The organism is Mesorhizobium sp. P2_A12, assembly GCF_056405075.1.
Genome location: NZ_JBFUCU010000005.1, coordinates 216,951 through 229,491, shown reverse-complemented (window position 1 = coordinate 229,491; position 12,541 = coordinate 216,951). Strand labels below are relative to the sequence as shown.

Here is a 12,541-nt window from a genome sequence, read left to right as displayed (position 1 = left end):
GAGATGACCAATCCCGATATCGTCATCATCGGCTCCGGCATCGGCGGCGCCACGATCGCCTCCGGTCTGGCCGGCAGCGGCGCCTCGATCCTGATGCTGGAGCGCGGCGAACCCCTGCCGGCAACGCCGCATGCGCGCGACACGCGTTCGATCTTCGTCGACGGTCATTACCGGCCGAAAGAGATGTGGCGCGAGGCCGGCGGTGCGGCCTTTAATCCCGGCAACTACTACTATGTCGGCGGCAATTCGAAATTCTACGGCGCGGTCCTGATCCGCTACCGCAGGGAAGATTTTGCGGCCATGGAGCATTTCGGCGGCGTCTCGCCGGCCTGGCCGTTTTCCTATGAAGAATTCGAACCCTGGTATTCGAAGGCCGAGCAGCTGTTTCGCGTGCGCGGCTCACTGGGCGAAGACCCGACCGAGCCGTTTCATTCGATCCCCTATGACTTCAAGCCGGTGCCCGACGAGGCGCCGATCGCGCGCGCCCGCGCCGAGCTCAAGGGCCTCGGCCTGCATCCGGCCTCGCTGCCGCTCGGCGTCGACATCGACGCCTGGCTGAAAGATGGCAAGACCGGCTGGGACGCGTTTCCCAACACCGGCCAAGGCAAGGTCGACGCGCAAACGGGACCCCTGACGGCGGCGCTGACCGACCCGAGCATAAAGTTAGAGACCGGCGCCTATGTCGAGTATCTCGAAGCCTCGGCCGACGGCAAAACCATCGTCGCTGTTCACTATCGCCAGAATGGCGCGTTGAAAAAGCTGACGCCGAAGCTGGTCATTCTCTCCGCCGGTGCGGTCAATTCGGCCGTCATCCTGCTGCGTTCGCCGTCACCCGCCACCGGCAAGGGAGGTGGCAAGGGCCTCGCCAATCGCTCCGACCAGGTCGGCCGCAATTTCATGAACCACAATTCCAGCGCCATGCTGGCGATCGATCCGCGCCGCCGCAACGATGCCGTCTACCAGAAGACGCTGATGCTGAACGATTATTATCTGTCCGACGGCAGGGGCGGCAAGCCGCTCGGCAACGTCCAGCTGCTCGGCAAGATCGACGGCAACATCCTCAGCGCCAATGTGAAGTTCGCGCCGAAATTCGCGCTCGATTTCATGGCCGGCCATGCTGTCGACTGGTACTTGATGTGCGAGGACCTGCCTGATCCCGAAAGCCGCATCATGGTCGACGGCAAGGACATCGTCATGCAATGGCGGCGCTCCAACATGCAGTCGCTCGACGGCTTGACCAAGGTGATGCGCGAAAACTTCCGCGCCTGCGGCTATCCGATCGTGCTGTCGCGCCCCTTTGACAAGCGCACGCCGTCGCACCAGTGCGGCACGGTAAAGATGGGTGACGATCCGGCCACGTCGCCGCTCGATCCATATTGCCGGTCGTTCGACCACCAGAATCTGTTCGTTGTCGATGGCGGCTTCCTGCCGAACTCGGCCGCCGTCAATCCGGCGCTGTCGATCGCCGCGCAAGCGCTGCGTGTCGCCGACCATATTCGCAAGACAGAGCTTTCGGCATGAGCCGCCCGGCGGCCATCGTCACCGGCGGCGCACGCGGCATCGGCCTTGCCTGCGCCCAGGCGTTGGCCGATGCCGGCTTCGATATCCTCGTCGCCGACCTTGCCGAAAAACCCGCTGACGGGTTAGCCGAGGACATCACCACGCACGGCGCGAAGTTCGCCTATGTCAGCTGCGACATCGCCGATCTCGGCGGCCATGCGGCACTGGTCGACGCCGCGATGCGCGCCTTCGGCCGCATCGACTGCCTGGTCAACAATGCCGGTGTCGGCGCCGTGGTTCGCGGCGACCTCCTGGAGCTGAAGCCGGAGAACTTCGACAAGGTGCTCGGCATCAATCTGCGCGGCACCGTGTTCCTCAGCCAGGCCGTCGCCAAGGCGATGCTGGCTGCACCTGGCGATCACCCGAAATCGATCATCACCATCACCTCGGTCAGCGCCGAAATGGCGTCGCCGGAACGGCCGGACTACTGCATCTCGAAAGCCGGGCTTTCGATGTGGGTGAAGACCCTGGCGCTCAGGCTCGCCGCCGAGGACATCGCTGTGTTCGAGGTGCGGCCGGGCATCATCCACACCGACATGACATCAGGCGTCACCGCCAAATATGGCGCCTTGATCGACGGCGGGCTCGTGCCGGCAAAGCGCTGGGGCGAAGCATCGGACATCGGTGCCGTGGTGGCGACGCTTGCCGGCGGCAAGCTCGGCTTTTCGACCGGCTCGATCATCAATGTCGACGGCGCGCTCTCCGTGCCGCGGCTGTAAGGTGGATAGTGTCATGACCGACTACATCATCGTGGGCGCCGGCCCGGCCGGCTGCGTTCTGGCCAACCGGTTGAGCGAGGATCCGACGCATCAGGTGCTGCTGCTGGAAGCCGGCGGAAAAGACTGGCATCCCTACATTCACATGCCGGCGGGCTTCGCCAAGATGACCAAGGGCATTGCTTCGTGGGGTTGGTCGACCGTTCCACAGAAGCACATGAAGGACCGCGTCTTCTGGTATACCCAGGCCAAGGTGGTCGGCGGCGGTTCTTCCATCAACGCCCAGATCTACACGCGCGGCAATGCCCGCGACTATGACGCCTGGGAGAAGGAAGAGGGTCTCGCCGGCTGGGGCTATCGCGATGTGCTGCCCTATTTCAAGCGCGCCGAGAACAACCAGCGCTACGCCAACGACTTTCATGGCGACCAGGGCCCGCTTGGGGTGTCGAACCCGATCTCACCGCTGCCGATCTGCGAGGCCTATTTCCGCGCCGGCCAGGAGATGGGCATTCCCTTCAACCCGGATTTCAACGGCGCCAGCCAGGAGGGCGTCGGCTACTATCAGCTGACCCAGAAGGATGCGCGGCGTTCCTCCGCTTCGGTCGCCTATCTCAGGCCGATCCGCGCGCGCAAGAACCTCACTGTCAGGACCGATGTGCTGGTGACCCGCATCGTCGTCGAGAAAGGCCGCGCCATTGGCGTCGAGATCGTCGACAGGCCGGGCGGCGAGAAGAGAATCCTGCGCGCCGACCGCGAGGTGATCGTCTCGTCCGGCGCCATCGGCTCGCCGAAGCTGTTGATGCAGTCGGGCATCGGCCCGGCCGAGCATCTGAAGTCGGTCGGCGTCAGGCCAGTGCATGACCTGCCCGGCGTCGGCTCCAACATGCAGGACCATCTCGACCTGTTCGTCATCGCCGAATGCACCGGCGACCATACCTATGACAATTACGCCAAGCTGCACCGCACGGCCTGGGCCGGCCTGCAATATCTGCTGCTGAAGAAGGGGCCGGTGGCTTCCAGCCTGTTCGAGACCGGCGGCTTCTGGTACGCCGACCCGACCGCCGCCTCGCCCGACATCCAGTTCCACCTCGGCTTGGGCTCCGGCATCGAAGCCGGCGTCGAGAAGCTGAACAACCCGGGCGTCACCCTGAATTCCGCCTTCCTGCGGCCGCGCTCGCGCGGCACGGTGCGGCTTAAGAGCGCCGACCCTGCCGACCATCCGCTAATCGATCCGAACTACTGGTCCGACCCCTACGACCGCGCCATGTCGATCAAGGGACTGCGGCTGGCGCGCGAGATCATGCGGCAGAAGGCGCTTGCGCCCTACGTGTTGCGCGAGGTGCTGCCCGGCCCGTCGCTCGCCAGCGACGACGAGCTGTTCGACTATGCCTGCCGCAGTTCCAAGACCGACCATCATCCGGTCGGCACCTGCCGCATGGGCCATGACGACATGGCCGTGGTGACGCCGGATCTGCGACTGCGCGGCATCGAGCGCCTGCGGGTCTGCGACGCCTCGGTGATGCCGCGCGTGCCCTCCTCCAACACCAATGCGCCGACCATCATGGTCGGCGAAAAGGGTGCCGATCTGATCCTCGACCGCGAGCCGCTGCCGCCGGCCGTGTTTTCCGGAAACCGGGCGGCTTAGGAGCAAAAGATGATCAGGCACTGTGTCTTCGCCAGGTTTCGCAACGATGTTCCCTCCGCCGAGCGCATGGCGATCCATGCCGACCTCGAGGCGCTGCGACAGGTGATCGACGGCATGGACACGGTCCAACTCAGCGCCAATGTCAGCCCTGAGCCGTTCGCGCGCGGCTTCACCCATGGCTTCACCATCGATTTCCGCGATGCCGCCGCCCGCGACGCCTATCTGGTGCATGAGGCGCATCAGCGCGCCGGCGCCCGACTGGTCGCCGCACTCGAAGGCGGCACCGACGGATTGATGGTCTTCGATCTCGATCTTACGAAAAAGTGACCGCCGGTTTTTCGAAAGCCGGCTGACCAGCTGTTCTCTTTTGCCGACCGGGCGACATATCGTTGCCCGGGGACGGCAAAGGAGGAACGTCTTGAACCTCAATTCCCAACAGAAGAAAACCGTCCTGGCTTCATTTTTGGGCTGGACGCTCGACGCTTTCGATTTCTTCCTCCTGACATTCCTGCTCACGGATATTGCGACTGAATTCCAGACCGACGTTCCGGCCGTCTCGAAGGCGCTGTTCCTGACTTTGGCGACACGCTTCATCGGCGCGTTTTTCTTCGGCATGCTTGCCGACAAATACGGGCGCAAGCCCATCCTCATGCTCAACATCGTCAGCTATTCGGTGATTGGCGCGCTGGCCGCCTTCTCGCCCAATCTCGGCATCTTCCTGGCACTGCGCGCCCTGTTCGGCATTGCCATGGGCGGCGAATGGGGACTTGGCAGTTCGCTCGCAATGGAGTCTATCCCGCCCAGCGCGCGCGGCATGGTCTCGGGCATCCTGCAATGCGGCTATCCGACGGGCTACCTCTTGGCGGCAGTGGTCTATGGCCTGCTCTATCAGCAAACGATCGGCGGCTACACGATCGGCTGGCGCGCCATGTTCCTGCTCAGCTTCGTGCCGGCATTGATCGTGCTGTTCATCCGCTCGCACGTGCCGGAATCGCCGGCCTTCGTCGACGCGCAGAAGACCGCCAGGCCGGGACTGTTGGAAACCCTGCAAAAGCACTGGGGCGTCGCCCTCTATGCCGTCGTGCTGATGATGTTCTTCAATTTCTTCAGCCATGGCACACAGGACCTCTACCCGACCTTCCTGAAGAAGCAGCACGGCTTCGATCCGCATACGGTGAGCTGGATCACCATCGTCGCCAACATCGGCGCCATCTGTCCGAGAAGATCGGCCGCGTCAACGCCATCACCCTGGCGTGCCTGATTGCCTTGCCGTCGATTCCACTGTGGGCCTACAGCACAACGCCCTTCACGCTCGCCATCGGCGCCTTCGTCATGCAGGTCGCGGTCCAGGGCGCCTGGAGCGTCATCCCGGTGCATCTCAACGAGCTTTCGCCGGGGTCCGTGCGGGCGACCTTGCCCGGCTTCATCTATCAGGCCGGCAATCTCGCAGCGTCCTATGGCGGGCCTTACCAGGCAGGCATCGCGGAAGCCCCTGGAGGCAGCTACGGCTATGCGCTGGCGCTCTTTGCCGGCGTGGTTGCCGTCTGCATCATCGTCGTCATCCGCTTCAGTCCGGAGCGACGCGGCCAGGTGATGACCGTGCTGGGCTAACGGCGACAGCTAGCCTAGTCGGAGCGCAACAACGCCGGCGACGATGCTGAGCGCCGCGGCGGCGCGCCAGCGCGTCATCTTCTCGCCGAGGGCGAAGACCGAGATCATCATGGCGAACAGGATCGAGGTCTCTCGCAGCGACGCGACCGAGGCGATCGGCGCCTTGGTCATCGCCCACATCACGATCCAGTAGGCCGCGCCGCTGAGCACGCCGGTGAACAGGCCCGCCTTCCAGTCGCGTGCCAGCACCGGCAGCGCTTTCGGCCCACGGAAGATGAGGCAGAGCACCAGCGCTCCAAGCGCATCGCAGATGAACAGCCAGGCGGCATAGCTTTGCGCCGTGGCCGCCAGCCGCGCGCCGCTGCCGTCGGACAGCGTGTAGCTGGCGATGAAGATCGACGTGCCCAACGCAAAGCCGACCGCGCGCAGGTTCAGCTTTTCCAGATGCGCACCGCCGCGAAACGACATCACCAACGTGCCGGCCGACAGCAGGAAAATGCCCAGAATGGCAAGCGGTGCCGGCACCTCGGCGACGACGAACATACCGCCAAGGGCTGCCAGCAAAGGTGCCGTGCCACGCGCCAGTGGATAGGTCTGGGCGAAATCGCCGGCCTGGTAGGCGCCGATCAGGAAGGTCCGGTAGCCCATGTGGAAGATCACCGAGGCGACGATGTAGGGCCACACCTGCGCCTTCGGCACTTCGACGAAAGGCAGCACAACAAGGGCGGCGGCTCCCATGCCGAGCGTCATCAGCGTGATCGACAGGAAGCGGTCGAGATGCACCTTGACCAGCGCATTCCAGATCGCGTGCATGGCGGCGGCGGCAAGCACCGCAAAGAAGACGAAGGGCGTCACTGCCGGCTCATCCGCCGCGCTGCATGGCGAGCGGCGTTTCGAGGTCGATGTCGACCCGCAGCGGGAAATGGTCCGATGCGACCTCGCCGACATCGGCGCCGACCGAGCGGACGCGCCCGGCAAACATGCCGCCGACAAAGCAATGGTCAAGCCGGCGTTTGGCCAGTTTGCCGTCGATGGTCTTCACATGGGTGTGGAAATCCGCGGTCGGCTGGCTGGCAACGGCGGCGGCATCGACGAAGCCATCGAGGTAGGCGGCGCCGCGATGATAGGGCGTGTTGCCGACGATACGGCCATACTCGGCGCTGCCCGGCTCCATGTTGAAATCGCCCATCCAGATCGCTTCCAACGGATTTTCCGGCTCCGGCCCGCCATTGCTCCAGTTGCGCGCCGGCTCGTCATCGACGCCGCTCCACGGTCCGCCCTCGCGGGTCGCACGGCGATGTTCGCCCAAGAGGTAATCGATCTGCTCCAGTCGCTCCTCCACCGCGATATGGGCGAGATGCAACGAAAACACCCGAACCGGGCCGGCCGGCGCTCGGATCATGCATTCAAGCGCCGCGTTGCGCGTGTTGAGCGGCCGCAGCGTGCGGCGCATCGGCAGCGCATGCAGCCGCGACCAGACAATCGGCAGCTTCGACAGCACCATCGTACCGAACTGCCGGCGTCGGTTGATCAGACGGCCGTCGCGCTGCTCGCTGGCGTCCATGTCGAAGGCCGGACCATAGACCCAGTGATAGTCGGGCAGCAGGCGGGAAATAAGCTCCGGCTGGTCGTCGTAGTTGCTGCGCGGCCAGTGCCGTTCGACTTCCTGCAGCGCGATGATGTCGGCGCCGGCGACGATGCGGGCGGCACGCGAAAGATCGTAGCGGCCGTCGCTGCCGAACCCGTACTGGATGTTGTAGCTGACCAGCTTCATTGCTTATCCGGCTCAATTTCGATGATGGCGTAGCGGTTTGGCAGATTGGTTGCAATGTGCAGGGAAATGGCAGCGGCTTGGGCCAGATATCTCACGTCGTCAGTGGCTGGAAACTTCCAGCTGGCGATGCCGCCAGTTCCGACCAGTCGATTTCCTCTTCAAGCCGGTGATAGGCCTCGTCACCGATTGTGCCGTTGCGGCGCAGCTCCTCGAGCGTGTCGCGCTGGCGGTTGATGGCATAGAGGCGCAGCCGGTCATATTCGGTTGCCGCCTGTGCGTCCTCCGGGTTTTGAGCGATCAGGCGCTGAGCCTCATACTGCTCGCGCACAACAGCAGCAGCCGCCGATGTTTTGCGGCTCAACACGTCAAGGGCTGCCTGCATGATGGCGACTCGCGCCTGCGCCACCTCGTTGTCGATCGTTCTGTCCGGGTCGAAGTTGAGTATCCGCAGCAGCGGCTTCAGGGTCATGCCTTGCAGCACCAGCGTGCCGAGAACGACCGCGAAGGCGGCAAGCACGATCGGATCACGGCCGGGAAAACCCGCCGGCAGCGCAATGGCCACCACCAACGTCACCAGCCCCCGCATGCCGCACCAACCGACGAGCACCGCGCCGCCAAACGTCGGCACATCTCGCCTTTGGCCTTCGCTGCCGAAGCGGGCCAACCATCGGATGATCGCAACGTAACTCCCCACCCAGACGAGGCGCGCCACGACGACTACGGCCAGCACCGTTGCAGCGAAGAGAAAGGCTTCGCCTTGCCCTTCGCCGGAGAGGCGGCCGACGATCGATCGTGCCTGCAGGCCCATCAGCACGAAGGCCAGCACGTTGAGCACGAAGACCGCCGACTCCCACACCGAATAGGTGCTGACGCGCCGCCTGGCCGACATGCGGCGCGGCGCCATCCGCGCAATGGTCATGGCGTAGACGACGATGGTGATGATGGCGGACAGGCCCAGCCTGTCGGCCAGGATCCAGACCCCGAATGTCCCGGCGAATTGCACCACGGTGCTGCTTGCCGCATCCTCGATCCGGCTGAGCGTCAGCAGCGAAAAGCGGCCAAGCAGATAACCCGCCACGAGGCTGCCGATCGTCGACAGCAGGATCGTCGGGATGGCGTTGCTCAGCATGATCGAGCCGAGCGCTGCCGAAACCGCCAGGCGGTAGATCAGGAGTGCGGTGGCATCGTTGAGCAGGCTCTCGCCCTGCAGGATGGCGGTGATGCGGTGCGGCACCTTGAACTGCCCGAGTACGGCGGACGCCGCGACGGCATCGGGCGGCGCGACAATGGCGCCGAGCGCGATTGCCGCCGCGATCGGCAGCCCGGCCATCTTCCAGCCAACGAAAGCAACGACCACCGTGGTGAAAACGACGGCGCCGAGCGCCAGCAGCGCAAGCGGCAGCCGGTAGCGGTTGAGATCCCGCAACGATGTGTCGTAGGCGGCATCCAGAAGGACCGGCGCAATGAACAGGGCAAGAGCCAGTTCCGGATCGATTTCGATCATTGGCGCACCAGGCACGAAGGCAATCCCGACCCCGGCCAAGGCCAGCAGGGACGGATAGGGAATCTCCAGCCGTCGCGACAGCGCCGTCAGCGCAACGGCAGTCAAAAGCAGGACAAGCGTCAGTTCGAAAAGAGCCATGGCCTGTTACCCCCCGTGATGCTGCATTGTCGGCAGTGGCAAGCCAGCAAGATGCTGTTGATTAGCCATTGCGCACAAGCCCCGTGGCAGTATGTCCAGCAGTCACTTGCAGCGTAAGAGTCCGACGATGATCCTGATTGGCCAATTTGACTCCCCCTTCGTTCGCCGCGTCGGCATTGCGATGACCTTATACGGCATCGCCTACGAGCACCGTCCATGGTCGGCCTTCGGCGATGCCGACAAGATCCGGCCCTACAACCCGCTGGCCCGGGTGCCGACCCTGGTGCTGGACAATGGCGAGGTGCTGATCGAAAGCCATTTGATGCTCGACTATCTCGACAGCCTCGTTCCGGCCGAGCGGAGGATGTTTCCGGCGGCCGAACCGGCGCGTCACCAGGCGCTGCGGATAACAGCCCTGGCAACCGGCCTCGGCGACAAGGCGGTCAGCCTGTTCTATGAGACGCGGCTGCATGAGAAAGTTTCCGACCTTTGGGCCGGGCGCTGCCGCACACAGATCGAGGCTGTCCTTGCAGTCCTGGAAACCGATCGTCAGGGAAGGTCGACATCTTACTGGTTCGGCGACCGCATCGGCCATGCCGACATCGCGGTTGCCGCCGTGCTCCGCTTCATCGGCGAGGCGCATCCCGGGCTTGTGTCGCTGGCCGACTTCCCGGCGCTGGACGCACATGCCGCAAAAATGGAAGCGCTGCCGGTCTTTCAGACAGTCATGCAGCCATTCACAGCGCCGGCCTGAGGAGGCTTGGTTCTTCCTCTGCCCCTTCTGCTCTACCGCCTAGTGCAGCACCAGCATATCGCTCGACGAGAACGAAATCTGGGCCTTTTCGCCGACAGCGGGCGGCGGTGTGGCCGGGCTGTTGAATGTGTCGAGCGACACGGTGTTGCCGCCGATGCCGACGCGAACCCGGATCACAGAGCCGAGAAAATGCACCTCGGAGATCTCGCCGGAAAGGCTGGAGTCGCGACCGGGCTGAAGTCCTAGCGAAATGGCTTCCGGACGCAGAGCAAGCGACAGCGTGTCGCCGGACTTCGAGCCATTGAGCTTGCCCTTGAGCGAGACTTCCTGCGTGTCGACCTGCACCTTGCCGGATGCAGCATCGGTGACCTTGCCTTCGAGCACGTTCAGCGTACCGACGAAATTGGCGACAAACTTGGTCGCCGGCCGGTTGTAGATCTCGAACGGCGTGGCGACCTGCTCGGCCTTGCCGCCATACATGACTGCGATGCGGTCCGATATCGAGAGCGCCTCTTCCTGGTCATGGGTGACGAAGATGGTGGTGATGCCGAGCTTCTTCTGGATCGAGCGGATTTCCTCGCGCAGCGACACGCGCACCTTGGCGTCGAGGGCCGACAGCGGCTCGTCGAGCAGCAGCAGCTTCGGCTTCGGCGCAATCGCACGCGCCAGCGCAATGCGCTGCTGCTGGCCGCCGGAAAGCTGGTAGGGATAGCGGTCGGCCATCTGTGGCAGCTTGATCATGTCGAGCATCTCGGCGACACGCTTGTCGGCGTCGGCCTTCGACATGCCGGCAACCTTCAGCCCGAACGCGATGTTCTGCGCCACGGTAAGGTTCGGGAACAGCGCATAGGCCTGGAACACCATGCCGACGTTGCGCTGGTTGGGCTTCAGCCTTGTGATGTCCTTGCCGGCGACGACGATCTTGCCGGCCGACGGCTCCTCAAAGCCGGCGACCATGCGCAGAACCGTGGTCTTGCCGCAACCGGAGGGTCCGAGGAACGAGACGAATTCGCCCGGCTCGACGTCGAGGCTGAAATCCTGCACCACGGTGTTGGAACCGTAGGACTTCCGCACATGCTGGATGGATAGGAATGGCTCGGCCATGGCTTTTCTCTCAGGTCAGTTCGGGCGGTTCGCCGATTTCGGCGCGAAGCGGGACAGTATCTGGATGAGCGACATGCAGCCCCAGGTAATGGCGAAGGCGATGATGGCAAGGGCTGCCGGTTCATAGGCGCGGTTGGCGCCGATGTTCTGCAGGTATGGGCCAAAGGCCGGCCGATTGAGCAGGCTGGCCATGGTGAACTCGCCGATGACGATGGCAAAGGTGAGGAAGGCGCCCGACAGCACGGCGATCAGCACATTAGGCAGGATCACGCGGCCAATGATCGTGCCCCAGCCGGCGCCCAGAATCTGCGCTGCTTCGGTCAACGTGCGCACGTCGATGGTGCGCAGACCGGTATCGACGGCACGATACATGTAAGGCAGGGCCAGCGTCGCATAGCCGATCACCAGCAAGGCATTCGCGCCCATGTTGCTTCCCAGGAACGGCAGCGGCGAGTTCGAGCCGTACATCCTGATGTAACCGAAAACGATGACGATGGCCGGGATGACCAGCGGCAGCAGGGTGATGAATTCGACGATCGGCCGCAGTTGCGGAAGGCGCAGCCGGATCCAGTACGCTGCCGGCACCACGATCAGCACACCGAGAATGATGGTGAAGACGGCCGCGACCACTGAATACAGGAAGGTCGACTGGAAGCGCGGATCGCCCAGCACAATCTGGTAGGCGTCAAAGGAATGCACGCCACGCCGCATGCGCAGGGAGAACTCGACCGTCGCCATCAGCGGAATGAAGAAATAGGCGGCGCCGACGATGAAGACGACCCAGGCCCAGAATTTTCCCGACTTCATTTGAGCCACCTTTCGGAGCGAGTCCGGAACCAGATGTAGAAGACGTTGGCAAGCCCGGTGATGACGATCATGCCGAAAGCGATGGCATAGCCGAGTTGCGGGTTGTGCAGTACGTCGCCATTGATCTGCGAGTAGAGCTTGATGGGGACGATGTTGAGCGCTGGACCGGCAAACGCATAAGCGGTCGCGATGGCGCCAAAAGCGTTTGCGAACAACAGGATAACCGTGCCGAGGAAGCTCGGCCACAGAACCGGTATGACCACCATGCGCCAATATTGCGACTGCGTCGCCCCGAGCGTGGCAGCCGCCTCGCCCCATTCCTTCTTTATCCCGTCAATGGCCGGCACGATGATGACCACCATCAGCGGTATCTGGAAGAATAGATAAACCGCGATCAGGCCCGACGTGGTGAGGAAATTGAAGCCCATCGCATAGATGTTGATGTTGAGAACGTCACGCAGAAGCGTCGTGACGATGCCGACACGGCCGAGCGTTGCCAGGAACGCGAAGGCGAGCGGCAGGCCTGCGAAATTCGAGGCGACGCCCGAAAAAGTCAGGGTCGCGGAGCGCGTCCAGCTTGGAAGTCCGCCGCGCACGATTGCGATGGCTATTGCGAGCCCGGCAAAGGCCCCGATGATGGCCGACCAGAAACTGATCTTGATCGAAACCCAGTAGGAACTGCTGATCGATGGGTCGCTGACCAATTGCAGGATGTTGTCGAGCGTAAGCTGGCCTTCACTGTTCTGGAAAGCCCCGATCACGAGATAGATCGTGGGAAAGATCAGAAACATCAGGGCAAAGATGAAGAACGGCGCCACGCCGATCCATTGCGTCGGCAAGCGGAACGCAGTCGCCTGGTTCGGCGACGCTGGCTTGGTGGCTAGTGCCTGATTTGAAAGCGAGAGATCGGTCATGCGCCGGCTACCGT

Annotated in this window: 11 protein-coding genes and 1 pseudogene; 6 read left to right on the top strand and 6 right to left on the bottom strand. The window is 63.5% G+C overall.

Annotated features, from left to right (window positions below; all coding sequences use genetic code 11):
* The first annotated feature begins 3 nt into the window (after positions 1 to 3).
* The 5 genes and pseudogenes from AC1DZU_RS15000 to AC1DZU_RS14980 all read left to right on the top strand — a co-directional run bounded on the left by AC1DZU_RS15000 (position 4) and on the right by AC1DZU_RS14980 (position 5,532).
* Positions 4 to 1,521 (top strand): GMC oxidoreductase, encoded by a 1,518-nt coding sequence (locus AC1DZU_RS15000; RefSeq protein WP_477285836.1) that lies wholly within the window; start codon positions 4 to 6, stop codon positions 1,519 to 1,521.
* Positions 1,518 to 2,279, top strand: a complete 762-nt coding sequence (locus AC1DZU_RS14995) for a 3-ketoacyl-ACP reductase (protein WP_477285835.1) — start codon at positions 1,518 to 1,520, stop codon at positions 2,277 to 2,279. Before AC1DZU_RS15000 ends, AC1DZU_RS14995 begins: the two co-directional genes overlap by 4 nt.
* Before the next feature lie 13 nt (positions 2,280 to 2,292).
* The gene (locus AC1DZU_RS14990; RefSeq protein WP_477285834.1) at positions 2,293 to 3,921 is read left to right on the top strand and encodes a GMC family oxidoreductase; all 1,629 of its coding nucleotides are present in this window, start codon (positions 2,293 to 2,295) and stop codon (positions 3,919 to 3,921) included.
* A gap of 9 nt (positions 3,922 to 3,930) precedes the next feature.
* Positions 3,931 to 4,248 (top strand): Dabb family protein, encoded by a 318-nt coding sequence (locus tag AC1DZU_RS14985; RefSeq protein ID WP_477285832.1) that lies wholly within the window; start codon positions 3,931 to 3,933, stop codon positions 4,246 to 4,248.
* 91 nt (positions 4,249 to 4,339) lie between these two features.
* Positions 4,340 to 5,532, top strand: a pseudogene (locus AC1DZU_RS14980) (MFS transporter).
* Positions 5,533 to 5,541: 9 nt separating this feature from the next.
* On the opposite strand, the gene AC1DZU_RS14975 reads toward AC1DZU_RS14980, so the two are convergent.
* From AC1DZU_RS14975 to AC1DZU_RS14965, 3 genes are all read right to left on the bottom strand, one after another.
* The gene (locus AC1DZU_RS14975) at positions 5,542 to 6,387 is read right to left on the bottom strand and encodes an EamA family transporter (RefSeq protein WP_477285830.1); all 846 of its coding nucleotides are present in this window, start codon (positions 6,385 to 6,387) and stop codon (positions 5,542 to 5,544) included.
* 7 nt (positions 6,388 to 6,394) lie between these two features.
* Positions 6,395 to 7,306, bottom strand: a complete 912-nt coding sequence (locus tag AC1DZU_RS14970; protein WP_477285829.1) for an endonuclease/exonuclease/phosphatase family protein — start codon at positions 7,304 to 7,306, stop codon at positions 6,395 to 6,397.
* A gap of 91 nt (positions 7,307 to 7,397) precedes the next feature.
* On the bottom strand, positions 7,398 to 8,948 hold the full coding sequence (locus tag AC1DZU_RS14965; RefSeq protein ID WP_477285828.1) for a cation:proton antiporter: 1,551 nt from the start codon (positions 8,946 to 8,948) through the stop codon (positions 7,398 to 7,400).
* Between the two features lie 127 nt (positions 8,949 to 9,075).
* Here AC1DZU_RS14965 and AC1DZU_RS14960 point away from each other — a divergent pair, with 127 nt between their 5' ends.
* Complete coding sequence (locus AC1DZU_RS14960) at positions 9,076 to 9,702, top strand: glutathione S-transferase family protein (protein ID WP_477285826.1); 627 nt, start codon at positions 9,076 to 9,078, stop codon at positions 9,700 to 9,702.
* A 39-nt stretch (positions 9,703 to 9,741) separates the two neighbouring features.
* Here the strand turns inward: AC1DZU_RS14960 and AC1DZU_RS14955 are convergent, their stop codons facing one another.
* The 3 genes from AC1DZU_RS14955 to AC1DZU_RS14945 are packed head-to-tail and all read right to left on the bottom strand — an operon-like array spanning position 9,742 to position 12,527.
* On the bottom strand, positions 9,742 to 10,806 hold the full coding sequence (locus AC1DZU_RS14955; protein WP_477285825.1) for an ABC transporter ATP-binding protein: 1,065 nt from the start codon (positions 10,804 to 10,806) through the stop codon (positions 9,742 to 9,744).
* A 15-nt stretch (positions 10,807 to 10,821) separates the two neighbouring features.
* A complete protein-coding gene (locus AC1DZU_RS14950) occupies positions 10,822 to 11,613 on the bottom strand; it encodes an ABC transporter permease (protein WP_477285823.1) in 792 nt (263 codons plus the stop codon).
* Complete coding sequence (locus AC1DZU_RS14945) at positions 11,610 to 12,527, bottom strand: ABC transporter permease (RefSeq protein WP_477285822.1); 918 nt, start codon at positions 12,525 to 12,527, stop codon at positions 11,610 to 11,612. Before AC1DZU_RS14945 ends, AC1DZU_RS14950 begins: the two co-directional genes overlap by 4 nt.
* Positions 12,528 to 12,541: the final 14 nt, after the last annotated feature.

What these genes read in the sequence shown, in the direction of transcription:
- AC1DZU_RS14985 (WP_477285832.1), top strand. Translation starts at nt 3,931, where the DNA reads ATGATCAGGCACTGTGTCTTCGCCAGGTTTCGCAACGATGTTCCCTCC.
- AC1DZU_RS14955 (WP_477285825.1), bottom strand. Translation starts at nt 10,806, where the DNA reads ATGGCCGAGCCATTCCTATCCATCCAGCATGTGCGGAAGTCCTACGGT.
- AC1DZU_RS14960 (WP_477285826.1), top strand. Translation starts at nt 9,076, where the DNA reads ATGATCCTGATTGGCCAATTTGACTCCCCCTTCGTTCGCCGCGTCGGC.
- AC1DZU_RS14970 (WP_477285829.1), bottom strand. Translation starts at nt 7,306, where the DNA reads ATGAAGCTGGTCAGCTACAACATCCAGTACGGGTTCGGCAGCGACGGC.
- AC1DZU_RS14990 (WP_477285834.1), top strand. Translation starts at nt 2,293, where the DNA reads ATGACCGACTACATCATCGTGGGCGCCGGCCCGGCCGGCTGCGTTCTG.
- AC1DZU_RS14995 (WP_477285835.1), top strand. Translation starts at nt 1,518, where the DNA reads ATGAGCCGCCCGGCGGCCATCGTCACCGGCGGCGCACGCGGCATCGGC.
- AC1DZU_RS14950 (WP_477285823.1), bottom strand. Translation starts at nt 11,613, where the DNA reads ATGAAGTCGGGAAAATTCTGGGCCTGGGTCGTCTTCATCGTCGGCGCC.
- AC1DZU_RS14965 (WP_477285828.1), bottom strand. Translation starts at nt 8,948, where the DNA reads ATGGCTCTTTTCGAACTGACGCTTGTCCTGCTTTTGACTGCCGTTGCG.
- AC1DZU_RS14945 (WP_477285822.1), bottom strand. Translation starts at nt 12,527, where the DNA reads ATGACCGATCTCTCGCTTTCAAATCAGGCACTAGCCACCAAGCCAGCG.
- AC1DZU_RS15000 (WP_477285836.1), top strand. Translation starts at nt 4, where the DNA reads ATGACCAATCCCGATATCGTCATCATCGGCTCCGGCATCGGCGGCGCC.